Source organism: Flavobacterium cupriresistens, from assembly GCF_020911925.1.
GTDB classification, from domain to species: Bacteria; Bacteroidota; Bacteroidia; order Flavobacteriales; family Flavobacteriaceae; genus Flavobacterium; species Flavobacterium cupriresistens.
Window position 1 is genome coordinate 4,549,910 of sequence record NZ_CP087134.1, and the last position, 19,379, is coordinate 4,569,288.

The following is a 19,379-nucleotide window of genomic DNA, read 5'->3' on the forward strand; positions in this document are numbered from 1 at the left end:
TTCATCTACTATGAAAAAAACAGATATTGCAATTATAGGTTTATCTTGCCTGTTTCCCGGAGCAAAAGACGCCGAGGCGTTCTGGCAGAATATCATCAATAAAGTCGACTCCACAGAAGTAGCCCCCGCTGAGCGCATCGACCCCATCCACTTTAGCGATAGCAAGGAAGCTATGGACCGCTTTTATTGTAATCGCGGCGGGTTTATTCCTGATTATGAATTCGACCCTACCGCATTTGGTATTTTACCGCTTGCTGTTGAAGGCACTGAACCCGACCATCTGTTAACTCTTGATCTCGTTCAAAAAGCATTAGAAGATGCAGGGGTATTCCAAAAAAAAGTTTCATTGGAACGAACGGGAATTATCATCGGAAAAGGAAACTACACAGGACCCGGAGCTACTCGTGCCATTGAAATTGTACGTACAGGCGAACAGATCTTCTCCCTTTTACAAGAACTATTGCCGGAGGTATCTTCTGCAGACATTGAAAAAATAAAACAGGCCTTTCAGGAACGTAAAGGGCGGTTTTCTGCAGATACCGCTATGGGGCTAATCCCCAACCTTGTTGCCTCGTTAGTCTCCAACCGATTCAATCTTGGAGGTGTTGCTTTTACCGTTGATGCGGCATGTGCAAGCGCTCTTATAGCCGTAGACCGTGCTGTGCAAGAATTGCAATGTGGCCGCAGTGATATGATGATTGCAGGAGGCGTTCACACCGGTCAAAATGCAGCATTTTGGAGCATCTTTAGTCAATTAGGGGCATTATCGCGTCAGCAACAAATCAAACCCTTTAGCGAAGATGCGGACGGACTCCTCATTGGAGAAGGTTGTGGTTTTGTTATCTTGAAGCGCTTGGAAGATGCGGTACGCGATCAGGATAAAATTTATGCCGTCATTAAAGGCGTAGGCGTAAGCAGTGATGGCAATGGAGCAAGTGTCATGAGCCCTTCGGTAAAAGGTCAATTAAAAGCATTAGAACAAGCATGGGCACATGCCGATTTAGATAAAGAACAAATCGGTTATCTGGAAGCTCATGGTACAGGAACTCCGTTAGGAGATAAAACAGAACTACAAACTCTGGCTCAATTTTTCGGCGAAGCAGCAACAGCCGCACGTGCCGGTATTGGATCTGTCAAATCCAATATAGGCCATGCCATGCCTGCTGCGGGAATGGCGGGTTTAATCAAAACCTGTCTGGCCCTGCATCACGACACATTGCCCCCTACATTATATTGTGAAAACCCAACTGCTTCCCTGCAGCTCACCCGATTTACACCGGTTCAAGAAGCTAAAAACTGGTCACAAACAGGTTTACCAAAAATCGCTGCAGTAAATGCATTTGGATTTGGAGGTATCAACGCCCACGTAGTCCTCGAAGGCTATGATATACCCAAAAAAGACGCTGTATTATTACTTGCCAGATCCACACGTGAAGCATTGCTTTCTGCACTTCAAGATAATGATACTTCTTTAGGAGATGGCGATTATCGTATTGCACTCTTTGATCCAACACCCGAACGTATCCAAAAGGCAATCAAAATTGTGTCTAAAAATAATGCTTGGCGCAATAAACAAGATATATGGTATACCTCCACTCCTCTTTTACAAGCTGGTGGCAAACTGGCCTTTGTATTCCCGGGGCTGGATGGTTTAGAAAAAGGCGAAGTCGCAACAATCAGTCGGTATTTTGGACTGACAGCACCCATAGAAACTGGGGGCGAAGGACTGCTAAACGACGCATTAGGCATTTTTAACAATTGTGCCTTATTGGACAGTGCTTTAAAAAAACTGGAAATCTATCCGGATATGAATGCTGGACATAGTATGGGAGAATGGTTGGCGGGATATGCTTCAGACTTGGCCGAAGCAAGTTCAGTTAAGGATCTGATTGATGTCCTTGATCCAAAAACATTTGAACTAAAAGACTCCAAATTCATTGCCATTGGAGCGGGTCTTGCCGATATAACGCCATTGATTGAACAAATTCCTAATCTTTATGTTTCAAATGATAATTGTCCACATCAGGTAATCCTGTGTGGTACTCTTGTTGCACTCCAACAATTGACACCTATATTAAAATCAAAGCAGATATTTCACCAGATTTTACCCTTTCAATCCGGCTTTCATTCTCCTTTTGTGGCAGATAAACTGCCTTTGATTTTAGCGGGTATGGAAAAAGTTCAATTTCAAAAAACAAAAATCCCGTTGTGGTCTGCCACTACACTCCTACCTTATCCGGCAGATCAGCAGTCTATTCGTAAACTAAGTGCCGAACATCTTGTACAACCGGTAAGATTCCGAGAACTGACGGAAAAGCTTTATGACGAAGGAGTCCGTTTTTTTATCCAAGTGGGTACAGGAGGATTAATCGGTTTTATTGATGATACATTAAAAGGGAAAGCATTCAGTACACTTGCCTCAAGTGTAGCCACCCGAACAGCACTTGCCCAATTGCAACGGGTAGTAGCCGCATTATTTGTAGAAGGCAAAGTTCTGGCACTCGATTTTTTAGACATTCAAAATCACAGAAAAACACTACCGAAAAAGGGTATAAAATTACAATTAGGATCTCCGATTATCCGTGATCTTGAAGCAATAAAAAACTTGCGTAAATCTATCGATACCGTACGACCAAAAGAGGTTTTTACTAATGCAACTGCAAAAGTAAATCACCCATTAGTTCAGGCCTTTCAAGATAATATCACCGATATGATCCGAATGCAAGAAGAAGTATTGGACGTGTTTCAAAATCATACACCAACTGTTATTTCCGCACCTATCTTAACGAAAAAACAAGTGACTAACGATCCTTTTTCAAAAACACTACAAGTCAATTTGGCAACACATCCCTATCTGATTGATCACAGTCTTTTACGACAACCCAAAGGCTGGTCGGATGTGGCAGATATGGAACCTGTGATTCCGATGACCATGATCTTCGAATTACTGGCAGAAGCTGCGCAGGCTGAACGACCGGAAACAAAAATTCACAAGATCATGCACGTCAGTGTATTTCAATGGATGAATGTTGCCAAACCTTTTGAAAAAACAATAAAAGGCATTTGGCGCTCCAACAATCACGCTTATTTGGATATCGAGAATTTTGCCAATGCTGAAGTGTTTTTAGCAGCATCACATCCTCAACGGCCTACTTTTGATCTGTCTATAGGGGAACGATTGCCTATCGAGCGAACTCCTTTGGAAATTTATGAGAAACATATGTTTCATGGAGAAGCCTATCAAGGTATTACCGCTATATCAGCTGTTGGAGAGAAAGGTATTATCGGACAAATAAAAGGTAATGGTGGTAAAGGTTCCTTATTGGACAATGCAGGACAATTATTTGGATTATGGTTACAGCTTACCTTAACCAAAGACCGCATTGCTTTCCCTGTAAAAATTAAACAAATTGAATACTTCGAAGATATGCACGATCAGGATGGTGAATTTGAATGTACCTGTGTATTAACCGAATTAAACGATGAATTTGCAATCGCTGACCTTGTACTTCAAAGAAACGGAAAAGTTTGGTGCTCCATAAAAGGATGGCAAAACCGGAGATTAGAAATTGATGAAGCTTTATGGAATGTTTCCATGTCGCCACTCCACAACCGTCTGTCAGAAGAAATTGCCCCACAGGTCTTTTTCTTTCATCAGGCCTATTCACGCGTATCTTCTTGGGATTTTATACTGAAACGTTATTTCAATCAAAGAGAAAAACAATATTATCAGGATCTCCTGCCCAACCGCAGAAAGAATTGGATGGTAAGTCGTGTAGCGGTAAAAGATGCCGTACGCCATTTATTGAGTGAACAGAAAAATCAACCCAATTATCCTATAACCTTTGAAATTTATTCTGATAACGCAGGCAAACCTTATCTCAGAGGTAATGCCACAGAACAGATCCAAATCTCATTGGCACATAAAGGAAAAGATGCAGTAGCCATTGCGCGGCAAGATAAACCTGTTGGCATTGACATGGAAATCATTGCCGAACGCAGCCCTGAATTTTATCAATTGGTATTCACCGATGTCGAATCAGCATTATTAAAAGAACGAGATCAAGCCGAATGGACCACCCGATTTTGGGTAGCAAAAGAAGCTTATGGAAAATTATTGGGAACGGGGTTAAAAGGAAACCCAAAAAGATATGAAGTAACACGCATACAAGGAGATCATCTATGGATCGATCAAATAGAAATCAAAACAATCAAACACCTAAATTACATTATCGGATGGACACTTTAAACACGACATTAAAAATGAATCATGAGGAGTTATTCAACCTGTTAAAGGGTTTTATTACAGAAATTATTGGTGAAGAATTTGTAGAAGAGATGGATATCAGTCCGGAAAGTTCTTTCACTAAAGATCTGGAAATGGACAGTATCGAGATTGTTTCCTTTTCAGAAAAAATCAAAGCACACTTTGGCGATCAAATTGATTTCACCGGATGGCTGTCTTCTATGGATCTTGATGAACTGATCAATCTTGATCTGAATCAAATCATCAATTACATCTACGAATGCCAATAATTACAGTTAACAATAAAAAAGTTCACATACAAGAACTCAATAAAGAGGCTGAAGATACCGTGGTACTGATCCACGGTATGTTTAGTAATCTTGCTATTTATTATTTTAACATTGCTCCCATTTTGGCGCAGCACTTTCATGTGGTACTTTATGATCTAAAGAGTCATGGCAGAAGTGAGCGCACATTGGAAGGCTATGATTTAGAAAATATGTCATCCGATTTAATCGCCATGATGGATTATCTCCAAATCAAAAAAGCACACCTAGTTGGCTATAGTTTTGGGGGGCTTATTGCACTCAAAACTGCTTTGATAGCTCCCAAACGTTTAGGTCAATTGGTTATCATCGAAGCACCGGATCCGAAAGATGAAGAAGCGCGAAATATTATCGAAGCCTATAGCAAGGAATTTCTCGAACATTACGTAGCCAATTTTACGGATACCACAAAAATGCAAATGGGAAAAAGACAGTTGGAAAAAAACCATCGGTTATACGAGTTTTTATTTAATCAGACGAGCATCAAAGCAGATATGGTTAAAGAAAAACATTTTCTACATCACGATCCTATTTCCGAATTACACATACCAACTCTGTTACTCTATGGATCGGCTTCCAATTGCAAACCGACAGGAGAATGGTTACACTCTCAAATCGGTACAGCCGAGCTAAAGCTCATCGATGGAGATCACAATATTCCCATTCAGAAGCCCATTCAGATCGCAGAAACTATTGTTCAATTTTTAACTAACCATTAATTACACAACCATGGCTAAATTTGTATTTGTTGTTCCCCCATTAACAGGTCACGTAAATCCAACATTGAGCATTGGTGCCGAACTCTTGGAAAGAGGACATCAAGTAGCGTGGATCAGTTTGGACCAAAACTTAAACTCCAAACTTCCTGTAGGTGGACAACTATTGCTTATCCAATACGATCAGACTGACGAAGAAAAGAGAGAGAGTGAACACTATCTGGATATCATATCAAAGAAAGTCGTTTACGGCATTGATAGTATCAAGTTTTTATATGAAGAAGTTTTGATCCCTTTAAACAGACATTGTTATAAAGGAATCGTTAAGCTGTTGGAAGCCTATGAACCGGATTTAGTAATCGGTGATCATCAATTATTTGCGGCGGCAATAGCGGCAAAAAAAGTGAATCGCCCTTATGCGACCTCCGTAACAGCCCCGGCAGCCATCAAGATTATCAGTGAGTTACCGAAAGTGCATGAGTGGGAAGTCAAGCAGATCATGGCTCTACAAAAAGAACTCGGTGTCCAAGAAAACCAATCGTTGGCTTGTTCTGATTTGCTTACTTTAGTATTAACTTCTCCGTATTTCTTTGGAGAAATGGAGCTCACCTCCAACTATCAATTTACAGGTCCGGTACTAACAGAACGCCGTTTATCCTGTGCTTTCGATTGGGAGCAGCTGAAAAGTAGTCCAAGGAAAAAAATTTTAGTCAGCATAGGTACCACATTTGATCACGAACATAAGAAAGCCTTTTTTCAAAAAGTAATCGATGCCTTTCAGGACGAAGATCTAAAGGTCGTAGTTGTTTCAGATTCCAATCTATTTGATCAGTGGCCTGAAAATTTTATGGTCTATTCGCAAGTCCCACAATTGGATTTGCTACCTCATTTAGATGCCGTCGTTTGTCATGGTGGACACAACACGGTCTCTGAAACCCTTTCACATGGTCTGCCACTCGTTGTTATTCCAATTGCATACGATCAATCCCATGTTGCGGGGCGTGTCGTACGTACCGGTGCAGGTGAACGTCTCAATTTTAACCGATTTAAAGCAAATCACCTAAGAAACGCTGTTGATACTATCTTGAATCAGCCGCAATATCGTGAAGCCGCCCTCAAAGTACGTCAATCTTTTATAAAGGCAGGCGGAACAAAAACCGCAGCAGATCTACTTGAACATGCCATAGCTCCTGCGCAAACCTCTATCGAACCTCTGGCCAAATTTCTCATTGTTGTTCCACCCTTTTTTGGACATATCAGTCCGACATTAAGTTTGGGTGCCAGTTTACTCGCTCGTGGTCATGAAGTCAAATGGTTTGGCATTACACCACTGGCAGACGAACATATTCCAACAGGAGGAACCTATATCTATCCCGAAAAGGACCTTATACCCTTTCAGCAGGAACTTCAGCAGATCTTAAAACGTCAAGATGATGGGCCTTCTTGTTCGGGACCGGAAGTCATGAAATTAGCACTGGAAGAAACCTATGTTCCCTTTGCTAAAATGATGATGCCGGGATTAGAAACACTACACAATCACTGGCAACCTGATGTGATTATCAATGATTGTATCACCTTTGGCGGCGCTTTATTCGCACACAAACATCGCATCCCCTCTGTGACGACAACCCCTGTACCTCCGGATGTCATGGGCGACACAGAGAAAAGTGCTCCCAAAATATTTGAATGGCAACAAAACCTCATCAAAGAGTTACAAAAAGAGGTCGGTATTGTTGAAGAAGGCATTTTTATACATTCGCATCAATTAAACCTGGTGTTCACCTCACAAGCCTTTGCAGGTTTTGAAACCGTACCTTCACACATGAAATTTGTAGGTCCGGTAAAAGGCCGTCCCAATAATAGTCCCTTTGACTGGGATCGACTGGCAGCCAGCACAACGCCAAAAATATTTGTGTCTTTGGGTACTTTATTAGTGGATATCCGGAAAGCTTTTTTCGGTAAACTCATTGAAGCATTTGCAGACCAACCCGTTACTATTATTGCAGCAACGCCACCCGACATATTTGACGAATGGCCCGCTAATTTTATCGTAAATGGTTTTGTCCCACAAGCCACATTGATGCCGCATATGGATATGGTGATCTGTCACGGCGGTTTCAATACCGTAAACGACACCTTTACGAATGGCCTTCCCATGTTGATTACACCAATCGCTTACGATCACTTCCATACAGCCAAGTTAATTGAACAGGCCGGTTGTGGAATTAGTATCCGATACAAACGACTTCGAATAGATGCCCTGAGAGAGACCGTCTTTGAGCTCTTAGAAAACCCTAAATACAGAAATGCGGCCAAAGAAGTTCAGGCAGCTTTCCTAACAGCAGGCGGTAATGAACAGGCGGTTGCCTTATTGGAAGATTTTGTAAAACAAGAACGTTCGGTATTAACTTCAATATAAAAGATGAAAAGAAGATTATTATTTGGAGAGCGCATGTTATTGGGTGAAGGAAAAGAACCGTTCCATGCCGTTATTCCTTTTCGCCTTCGTGGTGTATTTGAGGAAAAAGATATTCAGTATGCTTTAGGCAGACTTCAGAAAAAACATCCTTGGTTACGAGCAAACATCCATATTGATGAGAAGAATGTCCCTTGGTTTGAAGTGCCTGAACAAACGAGTCCAATTCCGATCCGTATTGTGGATCGAAAAAGCGAAGAGGACTGGCAACAAGAATCTATGCAAGAATGGCATACACTCTTTGATTACAAAAACAAACCTTTGATCCGCTTGGTGTGGATCAAAGGAAACGATAGCTCAGATATGTTGCTTGTATTCCATCACTGCCTATGTGATGGTGGCTCTGCGATCACTTTAATTTATGAATTTTTAAAAGTATTGGATGATCCGACAGCAGATATAGGCATGGAAAATCCTATTCTAGGTATTCAGGACGTTGTTCCTGCACCTATTTTAAAAAATAACAGACAAAGGTTTAAGGCAAAAATGATTGGTCGACTAGCAACCTTAACGATCAAATGTATTCCCGTGAGCAAAAAAGCAATTGATCGACAAACAGACTATCTGATTCATTGGAAATTAGACCAAACTACGAGCCAACAGCTTATTTCCCACTGCAAATCACTAGAAATCACAGTCAATACTTTTTTAAGTGCAACCGTACTGGACATCTTTAAAAACGTGCGCGGAGACAAAGCTTTTAATAAAGTTTCTTGTCCGGTAGATATCAGGCGTTTTGCTCCTCAGGTAAAAGAAGATCATATTTTCGCCTTCGGTTTGATGATTGTTCTATCCTCCAATCCCAAACTCGATTTCTTAGACAATTTACGTTTAATGCAGAATTATGTGGATCGCAAAACAGCCAAACTTAATCCCTATATCACCATGATGGTTATGGAATCTGCTCATAATGCGTTAAACAGTTTTACAAAGCTTCTCAAACGGGGTAAGTCGTCTAATGATTGTATGTTTTCCAATTTGGGGCGTATTCAGATACCACATCAATACCAATCCTTTACGTTAGAAACTATTTTCAGTCCATCAGTCCTTGGGCCACTAGGCAATACAACGACGATGGTCACCTCCACTTATCAAGGTGTTATGGACTTCTCGTTTGTGGGAAGTGAAGGTTATTTGCCTTATCACGAAGCCTTAGCCATTCGTGATGAACTAATTGATTCCATTAAACGCCGATTAAATTATCAAGCAGCCTCATGATCAAACGAAAACTCTTATTAGTAGAACGAATCATGTTTATTGATGCCAACACCCCTTTAAATTGTGTGTTTACGGCAAAAATCAAAGGTGAGATTCAAAAAGAACACCTCCAAATTGCTTTGGCAAAAATCCAAAACAAACATCCGTTGCTACGTGCAGCAATTGATTTACAGGATAAGCAACATCCTGTTTTTGTCATCAAGGAAAATATGAAACCAATTCCGCTTCGTATCGTGCAACGTCAAACAGATACGGATTGGTTAGCGGAATCCGAGCAAGAATGGTATCGACAGTTTAAAGAGGAAGGCTCCCCTCTGGGTCAATTGGTATGGGTCAAAGGACAGGAATTATCTGAATTGTTATGGGTATTGCCGCATTGCATCTGCGATGGAACCGGCATGGTCACTTTGATGCAGGAATTACTTGCTTTAATAGATGATCCGACCCTTGATTTAGAACCTTATCAACTCTTCCAATCAGTAAACCATTTTTTGTCGCCACAGTTTGATATTCAAAAAAAAACACGCAAAGCAAAGCTTTATTTACTTTTGGCAAAATCCTTCTTTTTGCTGCAACGCAAAAATAAAAAAAGAAATCTCGGGAAAAATTATGCCATTCATTGGAAAGTTGATCCAACCAACTCCGCTTTTATAAAGCAGAAATGTAAAGACAGTGGTATTTCTGTGCACGCACTTCTTTGTACCGCGTTTATGCAAGCTTTTCAAGATGCACAAGGTAAAGCGGCGAAAAAAAAAGTAATTAGTCCAATTGATATCCGCCATTTTATTCCTGAAATTAAAAAAGACCACTTGTTTGCCTTTGCCCCAACAGTAGAATTGTCATTAAAAAAGAATACCTCTCAGATACTGGACCAAGCCAAACATATCAAACAGGATCTTACTCAAAAAATAGAAAAAATGGACGCCCGGGAACTGCTATGGATGGGGGAACAAATGCACCCTCTGGTAAATCGAATGATTGGACTGTTAAAATCAAGCCGAGGTGGACACGATCTGACGCTTTCCAATATGGGGAGCCTTCAGATCCCGAATACTTATAAAAATTTCACTCTGGAAGATATCATTAGCCCAACGGTAGCATTTCCTTGGTTGAATTCAAATACTCTAGTTACGTCTACCTATCGGGATCAAATGGACTTTACGTTGATGTCCAATCAAGATTTCTTACCTAAAGAAGAAGCCTTAAAAATTAGAGACAAGGCCATAGCTATATTGACTTCCTCTTTATAAATTACTTATGACAACAGCAGCCAAGCCCAAAAAAACATCCCTCAAACGTTTTCTAAGAAAGCGTGCGATTTACTATATCATTCCCAACGTATGTTTCAATTTTATTGTTGCTTATGCCAGTTTTCAAGAATTGGGGTATACTCATTTTTTTGCCGGTCCCCAAAGCTTAGCCCGTTTAACATTGCCAATGGCTATATTTTTACCCGTAATCCTGACCATGGATATCATTAACCGCGTTATTGTTGCCGCCCAAAAAGAATCAATCGAAGTAACGATAGACCATACCCTGAATAAAAATAGATTTATAACAAAATTATGTCTGTTACACGGCATCGTAACCGGTTTACTGGTATTAGCTGTATTACTCCTTGCACAGCAGAGCCTAACTGTTAACCATAAATTAGATCCTACTCTTATGGCCCTTCTGGATGCGGTTCTTGCAGGTCTACTTTCGATATTGTTTACTTATCTGCCGATATATAGGTTAAAAAAACATTTACACAAACCTCTGCCAAAGGTGCAGATAGAAGTTGATGATTCTTACCGGGGAGTTTAATATTGGTGTAGGTATTCTGTATTGAAAGATGTGGAGTTGCCTTTTATTCTGTCAAAAAATATCTAAAACACACCATCTTGGAGTGTTGACGATACGTATTTTTTATTTCACATTTCCGATATCGGCAAAAATTGAATACTTTTTACATTAAATTTTGTTATATATTTGCCGATAACGGAATTTGAAAAAACCATGAAATATCTTTCAGTAGTAGAATTTGCAAAAAAGCTGGAGCTATCCGAAAGGACTATTCGCAACTATTGTGCTTCAGGGAAATTGAAAGGAGCTTTCTTAACAGGTAAAACCTGGAGTATTCCTGAAGATGCTGTAATTCCGCAAAAAGGAAATAAAAAAATAAGCAAGAATATTTTACTGAACAGCCTGAAAGAACAAAAGGAAATGAAACTGAAAGGTGGTATCTATCACCGTACGCAGATTGATTTAACCTATAATTCAAATAAAATTGAAGGTAGCAGACTTACTCACGACCAAACGAGATACATTTTTGAAACTAATACCATTGGTATTTCCAAAGAAAGCGTAAACATAGATGACATTATCGAAACTTCCAATCACTTTCGCTGCATCGACTTTATTATCGAAAAAGCGAATGCAAAACTTACTGAATCAATCATTAAAGAACTACATTTTTTATTAAAGTCCGGTACCTCCGATAGCGGTAAAGATTGGTTTAACGTTGGTGAATACAAAAAACTACCTAACGAAGTTGGAGGGAATGAGACATGCCATCCCCGTCAAGTTTCTGAAGAAATGAAAAAACTTCTCATTACTTACCATAACATTAAAAGTAAAACCATCGAAGACATCATCGATTTTCATCATAAATTTGAAATCATACATCCTTTTCAAGATGGTAATGGTCGTGTAGGACGGTTAATTATTTTTAAAGAATGTCTCGCAAACAATATAGTACCATTTATAATAGATGAACAGCTTAAGCTTTTTTATTACAGAGGGCTTCAGGAATGGAATAATGTGAAAGAATATCTACTCGATACCTGTCTTACTGCACAGGATAGTTATAAAACAATTCTCAATTATTTCGAGATAGAATTCAAGTAAAGACTAAATAATGAGTCAAATCTAAAGTTGTCGAGAAGTAAAAAGAGTATTTCCTTCGCTTTTGTAAATTAAAGCTGACAGGTTTCAAAAACCTGTCAGCTTTAGTATTTAGGGTATTTAGCTCTATTTTAAATTTAATGATCCTTTTATAAAATATTTTAGATCACTGAACATCAAATTTTAACAGGATTGCATTAATTCAGTTATGTACTTTAAATTTTCTAAAATCCTATGTGTGATCAAAAAAGATATCACTTTCAGATTTCTTATCACGAGCATTTGCATGGCAGATTCTGGGATCAAGACATATTGTTGTGGAGGAACAAATATCTTGTAGTTCTGTAATTTCTAATCAAGTTAAAAAGTTGTGAAATAATTTTTAGAAATTTCTTTTGTTAGAAGTAGCAGATCATATACTTTTTGGCCAGAGCTTTTTAAGTACCTAATTTTCTAACTTCTCGCTTTGACGATCTCGCAAAGACGCCAAGCCGCTAAGTTTTTTCCTGTTTTTAAGCTCCACCTTTCTGTTTTCTACTTTCTCGCTTTGGATTTCTAAAAATAGTATAGAGTCTCAAACTTTTTTCTGTTTTTTCATTAAAACTTTGCGATTTTGCGACTCTGCGAGATTTTTACTTCCCCACAACTTTCGGACTTGATCCAGGTTCTGTCAAAACTTTGAAAAGCAGTAGTAGAAATATTGGAATTACTATAAAAAGAAAGAACAAAAAAAAAGCCCTAATGAAAATTAGGACTTTTTAGTGGGGAGAGCAGGATTCGAACCTGCGAAGTTCACACAGCAGATTTACAGTCTGCCCTCGTTGGCCGCTTGAGTATCTCCCCGAAGCTTGTTTTGTTGCGCTTTGTTGTGCTAAGCGGTTGCAAATATAGGAATGTTTTTCATGTTTGCAAATAAAAATCCTCTGCTCATACAGGAATCTTTTGTGTGTTTTTTGAAAATTGATTTTCTAAGATGTTGAACATTCTGAAAATAACTGTTTTAACACTAAGAACTGAACTCTTACTGTTGAGAAAATTTATTCTAAGAAAGTCGTTTTTTTTTATAAAATCAAGCTCTCAAGTCCAAAAGCTCTGTGAAATCAAGAAGTAAAGATAAATATTGTTAACCTATTTTCGACATTACAAGAAGACAGTGCGGACAAAAGACACACCCATAACTTCTTGTTTCTAAAAAAATCGCTACTTATACTATAAAAAAAACATCTGGTATAAATTATTTTATATACCAGATGTAATTAAAAACCAACCTCAATAATTAAAACCTTTTATTCTACTAAATAAGAAATCGTATCGGATTCACAAAGCCTGAAATATCCTAATGCGAAATTTTTAGCATCATTACTATTCACAATATTTCCTCTAATGTTACTTGGTGGCGTAGAAGAGGCATTTCCACCTGACGCTCTCAATATTAGATTCATATAATTGTAAAACTTTTTAGAAATACCACGATGTACAATCGCAACTGTTTTCCCGGACTTCATATCCGCATCTGCAAAACTGGTATTCATAATATTTCCATTTGTTGATTCATCATCAGTTAAGGTGTATTCTGGATAACGCAGAAAGTCTCCTGTGTAATCTACCAGATAATAATTCTCCTGATCGACCGGATCATTAAAATAATAGGTCAGCACAATTAAATCCGGTCCTGTTATATCCGGCATTAACGTCTGTTCAACCCTATTAATTGGAGTTACAGAAGTTAACTTTTCAACTGCTGTAAAACTTTGTCCCTCTACTGTTACATACAAAGTATACTCCATATTAATAACGGGAACAAAATTAGTACATACATAGGAACCCGGTGCAGACTCCGCAAAAGTAAAAACATCTCCATTAGTGTTTTCAACCCTTACTTGCGCTCCGGAAACTTTTGGTGTAGTTGTACTGTAATAAGGAGCCATTTTACTGATCTTTATTACCTGATTATTGCCACTTGTTCCTTTCTTCCATTGTATCTCGGCATCTATAACTATTTTAGGTTCTCCAGTGTCCAAATCCAGGTGTACGACCTCTTCACAAGATGTAAAGAACAAAACAAAAAGAAGACTAAACAAAGTCAATCCTTTACTTTTTAACATATATTTTTTTAATCTCTGCATGCTATTAAAATTTAAAATTATAAGAAATACCAGGTACAAACCCATAAATGGATAACTTTCTTGTTTCATTATCTCCTGTATCATCGTTTGTTGTAAACGTCATTGAAGCAGCATTTTTTCTACCGTAAACATTATAAATGCTAAATACCCAATAACTTTGCCATCCCTTCTTTTTATCCGGCTTTGGCGTATAAGTTGCCGCTATATCCAAGTGATGATAAACCGGTAGTCTGTTTGCATTTCTCACTCCATAATTTGGTATATTTCTACCTCCAAATTCATAGTAACCATTCGAATACGTCACAGGCTGGCCGGACTGCAATGCAAAGTTGGTATTAAAAGACCACTTCGGACTTAGTGCATAACTTGTCACAATATTTAAATTATGCAGTTTGTCATATCCTGATAAATACCAATTCCCGTTTGCGATACCAGGCTCATCGGCAGTTCTACCCGGAGTTTTTTGTTCCGTTTTGGACAACGTATAAGAAACCCATCCTGTAAATCTACCGGTGTTTTTTCTAAATAATAATTCAGCACCATAAGATCTGGCTTTACCATTCAGAATAACTCTTTCGATATTATTATTTCCTAATATACTTGCGTCATCAATATAATCCATACGATTTTGAACATTTTTATAGAATAACTCTCCTTCAAAAGAATAATCATTATCCTTAAAATTTTTAAAATATCCTACCGCATATTGATCTAATAGTTGAGGTTTGGTAAATGGTCCGCTAGGTGTCCAAACATTCATTGGTGATAGGGACTGATAATTGGATAATATATGAACATATTGTGCCATCCTGTTGTAACTTGCTTTTACTGAAGTGTTTTCGTTAAAAGCGTAGGATAATGCAAAACGTGGTTCAAAATTATTAAAACTGCTTATGACTTCTCCACTTCCGTATGAAACTGATCCTGTTGGAGTACCTTGTTCATAAATATCATAAATTGGATTATATACTACGGCCATATCATTTTCATAGGTGCTGATCTCTTCTGCACCTAAACGATAAAACATACTATAACGCAATCCGTAACGAAGGTTAAGATTCTTAGTAATCTGATGTTCAAAATCAATATATGCAGAAGTTTCCAACGCAAACTTTTTGTCAAGTTGTCTGTAATTAACCTGAGAATCCGAAGTTGTAGGTTCTAAAACACCTGGATTAAAATTATAATACAAACCATCAATTCCATAGTTGAGTTTAAACTTTTCTGATAGACAATGATTCCAATTGTATTTAAGTCCATAACTCTTAATAGCACTTTTCCATTCAAAATCTTCCATTTCAATTCCTAGACTAAATTTATAGTCACTATAAAAGACGCCTAGCTTTGTATCTAATTTATCAGAAAATTTATGGGTCCAATTTAAGATACCCATTGTATTCCCATATGAATTGGTAAATCGTTTGCTTATTTCAAATGTATCGTTCCCTAAATATCCCGAGAAAGCAAGCGTGTTATTGGCGCTCAATCGATAGTTAAACTTTGCATTAAGATCATAGAACATAGCGGTACTCTTAATATCTGTCACTTTCAAAAATAAATGAGCATACGAAGCACGTCCTGCTATAATAAAGGAACCTTTGTCTTTTTTTACAGGGCCTTGCACTAATAACCTACTGGATGCCGTACCAATACCTCCATTTATCTTGTATTCTTCAAAATTTCCAGTTTGTTGGCTCACATCAAGAACAGAAGAAACACGACCACCAAATTTAGAAGGAATACCTCCTTTGTATAAATCCAATCCACTAACAATATCTGCGTTAAAAACAGAGAAAAAACCAAACAAATGAGAATCATTGTATACCGGAGCACCATCCAAAAGAATTAAATTCTGATCAGCAGCACCACCGCGAACATTAAATCCTGATGAAGCTTCTCCTCCGTTAGTAACTCCCGGTAATGTCAAGATCGCCTTTAAAGGATCTGCCTCGCCCATAACAACCGGAATCCTCTTTATCTCTTCCATATTAAGCTTATTGACACTCATTTGAGGGTTCTTGATATCAACTGCTTTCGTACCGATTATGATTACCTGTTCCAATTGTTGGCTGTCATCTTTCATAACAAAATTCATTGTCATATCATCCGAAATTGTAACCAGTTCTTCTATATTTTTAAAGCCCATAGAACGAATCCGAACCGTATAACTCCCTTTTTCCAATTCTATAGAGAACATTCCATTTGCATCGGTCACAACACCCCTTGCTAGCTCTTTTATAAAAACATTGGCACCTATTACAGGTTGATTACTCTCATCGAGAACCTGTCCACTTAACTTACTTTTTTTAGTTGTATTTAAAGTTTTTTGTTTTACTAAAATAGAATTCCCTGCAATTGAAAATTCAATAGAAGAGCTCTTGTTTAGCGCAACAACAAGCTCATTTATTGGTGTATCTTTATAAATATCTTCTTTTGTAAAATATTTTTGATTTGTATCAATTTGATCTGCAACTGAAAAATTTAAATCTGTCTGATTTTCAATTTGTTTAAATAATTCTTTGAGGGTTATCTTACTATCTACGGCTACAGTTACATTTTGGGAAAACATACGTAAACTGAATAAAGAAAAGCATGCTAAAATGATATGCTTCATGAATTTTATATTTAAAATATTATTAAATTAGATAGTTTTATACTACCCTTGACATAAGTACATTCTTTCTCTTCTATTGAAAAGCAATCTATTTTAATGATCCATTTACTACAAGTTTTAAGTTAGACATTTCTACTATTATTATCGTTTTAACCTTCTTTTTACTTATTCACATTGTACTTTATTTGTTGCAATACGGTATTGAAATAAGTTTTAACCAAATGCAAAATCGAAGTTTTTGTCTATCAAATTCTTTCTTGTTAAAAATGCGACAACTCTTTTCTTCGACATGCTTTTGTTTTAAGTATAACAAACGGAAATAGGAAAGTTCCTAATCAAAAACATTGTTTTTTTTATAATTTTACTTACAAACCAAAATACAAGTCATAATTTTATTTTAAGAAAAGCCTTAAGAATAAATAACTAACTAACAAGCAACACCTTACAGATTACGGTGTTTTTAATGTGGAACTGATGACCGATTTATAAAAATGTAAAAATCTTATTTTCTTTTCTCAAAGATTCCCATTTATGCCTCTAAAGATGTCATTCGGCCTGGGAAAAATCAACTTGAATGGTTTCTTTTTATTGAAAAATGTCTTTTCAGAAACGAAAACGCATCAAATATTTCCGATTGTATGATGGCATTATACAATTACACCACCGAATCCTTGATCTGAGAATACAGTAAAAAAAAGGTACTGCATCGAAGAACTATAACAATAAAAAGCTGCATTCTGAAATGCATCAGAAGCAGCTTTTTTATTTAGTCAATTTTTAGATTCTTAAACTAAAACATCGGTATTACTCCATTAAATTTTCAATCTATACTATATCAGAAGACAAGCGAATATCTCTCGTGCTCGTATTTTAATGCTGTAAAATATGACATGCAAGATCTCTACTTTTAATTATACCAGTACATCTGAGTAATTATAAAAAATTTCTTTTTCTCCAAAAAGTCTTTCAGAAATAATGTTTTTTTCTCTACAGTATTCGATAAGGATATTAGACTGTACAATTGGATTGGATTCATCGGTATATTTTATACTACTAATGAATTCCAACCAAGGTTCTTGTCCCATGGCATAAACATATACTTCTTTTGCATTAAAAGCATTAATAAGTCCCTTACCTTTTTCAAAATTAGAACCGGCCAATCTGCGCGATATATCTTTATCTCTAGGCAAACTCTCTGTTAACAACGGACCATAAAGCCATGATAAAGGAGCACCATCACACTCCATTCCCAGAAAAAGAACATCAATATCTCCTAAAACTGCTTGAACGTGTTGATATAATCTGGACTCAATATTACAGGAATCTGCAACAAAAAGCATTTTAAAATCTCCAACACTTACATGATGGCAAATTTTTGCCTGTATGTTTAAATCCGAATGTTCTCCAACAAAAGGCACACCGGTTATTACACAATCACTAAATTTGATTGCTTCCATCTCATCAATTTCGATCACATTGTCAAAACCAATAGCATTTAACATCAATTTTATACTTGGATCCTGTAAAGCACCATTAGATGCCCTGGGCACTACAATATTCTTAATCTTGTGACGTAAAGGAATTAAAGTTTCGAATAAAATATGGTCCTGGTGATTGTGTGTAATCAAAACGTAATCAATACTATCCGGCAAATCCATATCGGAGTATCGCTCTACTTCCTGAGGGTATCCATAATAACTGATTACGGGGTCTAACATTATACTGACCTCTTTTGTTTCCACGAGAATACAAGCATGACCGAAATATCTCATTCTAACTTTGTCTCCTTCATAGTTATTGTACTCTTTTGGAGCCTCAGTAGTAAAAAAGGACTCAAAGAGAGGCGCTTGCTCTTCACTAATTCCTAATAATTCTTTTATAGAATCAAAATCGCCCGGATTTTTCTTCATTTTGCTCAACGCATCCAGACCTTTATGGCTAAATGGAATATTCAAATGAATTTTTTCGTTATCTGCTAAACGCGGTGTACTTAAAACAAAAGGACGCTCATCATTTTCTGTTAACCACAATAATATACTTTGTGAAGCTGGATTGTAAAATTTGCTATGATACAAAAGTGGTTCAAAAAATCGAAAAGAAGCTTGATTGTTCAGATCATAATAAAGTTCTACATATCCTTTAAGTATTTCAGGAATTTCATCATACAATGGATCTAAAGAATACCCTTTTGCTTTGTTTTTCACAAGAGTGTCAAGAGTCTTGATCGCTTCACTAAAAGCAATCATATCTTTTTGTTTCTCTAGAGTTTCTTCTTTTAATTTCTGGATTTCGTCAACCCTTTTTCCACCATAATCAATAAAAGGACCTCCTAACATTTTAGGGTTTTTAACTGCCGCAGCATGAGCTGAAGGTGCCTGAATATAGGAGTTCATAATTTTTAAATTTCGACCTGTTATATTCATTGCACTGGTGGCAGGAGAAATCAAGTGACTCCATGCATACCAATTATCAAACAATGGTTCAATTACTACATTTGGCTTTAGAAACAATTTCTGATTATTCATTTTTTTCAAATAGTTTAATATTAAGCTTAAATAGAAAGCTTTTTTTCTTTTTTATTACTTATGATAGCTGTTGACACCAATGCTTTTTAGGAATGAAGTATGGATAACTCTGGAAATCTTTTATAGGGTCAAAAACTTTATTTGACCCCTAAAATTCAACTTTTCTACATTTCGTATACACTCTCCTGTATGTGTCAGAGAAAGTTTGTTCATCATCCCTAAAAAAATTAGTATCTCTTTATTTAT

General features: G+C 37.2%; 11 protein-coding genes and 1 tRNA gene. 8 read left to right on the forward strand and 4 right to left on the reverse strand.

What is annotated here, in order from left to right; all coding sequences use genetic code 11:
- Window positions 1–10: 10 nt before the first annotated feature.
- The 8 genes from LNP23_RS18605 to LNP23_RS18640 all read left to right on the forward strand — a co-directional run bounded on the left by LNP23_RS18605 (window position 11) and on the right by LNP23_RS18640 (window position 11,871).
- Window positions 11–4,249 (forward strand): type I polyketide synthase, encoded by a 4,239-nt coding sequence (locus LNP23_RS18605; RefSeq protein ID WP_230002367.1) that lies wholly within the window; start codon window positions 11–13, stop codon window positions 4,247–4,249.
- Window positions 4,237–4,536: an acyl carrier protein gene (locus tag LNP23_RS18610; protein WP_047779296.1), complete on the forward strand. Its 300-nt coding sequence runs from the start codon at window positions 4,237–4,239 to the stop codon at window positions 4,534–4,536. Before LNP23_RS18605 ends, LNP23_RS18610 begins: the two co-directional genes overlap by 13 nt.
- On the forward strand, window positions 4,527–5,291 hold the full coding sequence (locus LNP23_RS18615; RefSeq protein WP_230002368.1) for an alpha/beta fold hydrolase: 765 nt from the start codon (window positions 4,527–4,529) through the stop codon (window positions 5,289–5,291). The genes LNP23_RS18610 and LNP23_RS18615 overlap by 10 nt, the downstream gene beginning before the upstream one ends.
- 10 nt (window positions 5,292–5,301) lie before the next feature.
- On the forward strand, window positions 5,302–7,707 hold the full coding sequence (locus LNP23_RS18620) for a glycosyltransferase (RefSeq protein ID WP_230002369.1): 2,406 nt from the start codon (window positions 5,302–5,304) through the stop codon (window positions 7,705–7,707).
- Window positions 7,708–7,710: 3 nt separating this feature from the next.
- On the forward strand, window positions 7,711–8,982 hold the full coding sequence (locus LNP23_RS18625; RefSeq protein WP_230002370.1) for a condensation domain-containing protein: 1,272 nt from the start codon (window positions 7,711–7,713) through the stop codon (window positions 8,980–8,982).
- Window positions 8,979–10,232, forward strand: coding sequence for a condensation domain-containing protein (locus LNP23_RS18630; RefSeq protein WP_230002371.1), 1,254 nt, complete (start codon window positions 8,979–8,981; stop codon window positions 10,230–10,232). The genes LNP23_RS18625 and LNP23_RS18630 overlap by 4 nt, the downstream gene beginning before the upstream one ends.
- A 7-nt stretch (window positions 10,233–10,239) precedes the next feature.
- The gene (locus tag LNP23_RS18635) at window positions 10,240–10,788 is read left to right on the forward strand and encodes a hypothetical protein (protein WP_230002372.1); all 549 of its coding nucleotides are present in this window, start codon (window positions 10,240–10,242) and stop codon (window positions 10,786–10,788) included.
- 192 nt (window positions 10,789–10,980) lie between these two features.
- The gene (locus LNP23_RS18640) at window positions 10,981–11,871 is read left to right on the forward strand and encodes a Fic family protein (protein ID WP_230002373.1); all 891 of its coding nucleotides are present in this window, start codon (window positions 10,981–10,983) and stop codon (window positions 11,869–11,871) included.
- Window positions 11,872–12,630: 759 nt separating this feature from the next.
- Here LNP23_RS18640 and LNP23_RS18645 read toward each other — a convergent pair.
- The 4 genes from LNP23_RS18645 to LNP23_RS18660 form a co-directional block, all read right to left on the reverse strand.
- Window positions 12,631–12,711, reverse strand: a tRNA-Tyr gene (locus LNP23_RS18645).
- 443 nt (window positions 12,712–13,154) lie between these two features.
- Window positions 13,155–13,994, reverse strand: coding sequence for a DUF4249 domain-containing protein (locus LNP23_RS18650; RefSeq protein WP_230002374.1), 840 nt, complete (start codon window positions 13,992–13,994; stop codon window positions 13,155–13,157).
- A gap of 4 nt (window positions 13,995–13,998) precedes the next feature.
- Window positions 13,999–16,608 carry a TonB-dependent receptor gene (locus LNP23_RS18655; protein ID WP_230002375.1) on the reverse strand — a complete coding sequence of 870 codons (2,610 nt, stop codon included), beginning with the start codon at window positions 16,606–16,608 and terminating at the stop codon, window positions 13,999–14,001.
- A gap of 911 nt (window positions 16,609–17,519) precedes the next feature.
- On the reverse strand, window positions 17,520–19,133 hold the full coding sequence (locus LNP23_RS18660; protein WP_230002376.1) for an MBL fold metallo-hydrolase: 1,614 nt from the start codon (window positions 19,131–19,133) through the stop codon (window positions 17,520–17,522).
- Window positions 19,134–19,379: the final 246 nt, after the last annotated feature.

What these genes read in the sequence shown, in the direction of transcription:
- LNP23_RS18630 (WP_230002371.1), top strand. Translation starts at nt 8,979, where the DNA reads ATGATCAAACGAAAACTCTTATTAGTAGAACGAATCATGTTTATTGAT.
- LNP23_RS18605 (WP_230002367.1), top strand. Translation starts at nt 11, where the DNA reads ATGAAAAAAACAGATATTGCAATTATAGGTTTATCTTGCCTGTTTCCC.
- LNP23_RS18625 (WP_230002370.1), top strand. Translation starts at nt 7,711, where the DNA reads ATGAAAAGAAGATTATTATTTGGAGAGCGCATGTTATTGGGTGAAGGA.
- LNP23_RS18615 (WP_230002368.1), top strand. Translation starts at nt 4,527, where the DNA reads ATGCCAATAATTACAGTTAACAATAAAAAAGTTCACATACAAGAACTC.
- LNP23_RS18635 (WP_230002372.1), top strand. Translation starts at nt 10,240, where the DNA reads ATGACAACAGCAGCCAAGCCCAAAAAAACATCCCTCAAACGTTTTCTA.
- LNP23_RS18650 (WP_230002374.1), bottom strand. Translation starts at nt 13,994, where the DNA reads ATGCAGAGATTAAAAAAATATATGTTAAAAAGTAAAGGATTGACTTTG.
- LNP23_RS18610 (WP_047779296.1), top strand. Translation starts at nt 4,237, where the DNA reads ATGGACACTTTAAACACGACATTAAAAATGAATCATGAGGAGTTATTC.
- LNP23_RS18655 (WP_230002375.1), bottom strand. Translation starts at nt 16,608, where the DNA reads ATGAAGCATATCATTTTAGCATGCTTTTCTTTATTCAGTTTACGTATG.
- LNP23_RS18640 (WP_230002373.1), top strand. Translation starts at nt 10,981, where the DNA reads ATGAAATATCTTTCAGTAGTAGAATTTGCAAAAAAGCTGGAGCTATCC.
- LNP23_RS18660 (WP_230002376.1), bottom strand. Translation starts at nt 19,133, where the DNA reads ATGAATAATCAGAAATTGTTTCTAAAGCCAAATGTAGTAATTGAACCA.
- LNP23_RS18620 (WP_230002369.1), top strand. Translation starts at nt 5,302, where the DNA reads ATGGCTAAATTTGTATTTGTTGTTCCCCCATTAACAGGTCACGTAAAT.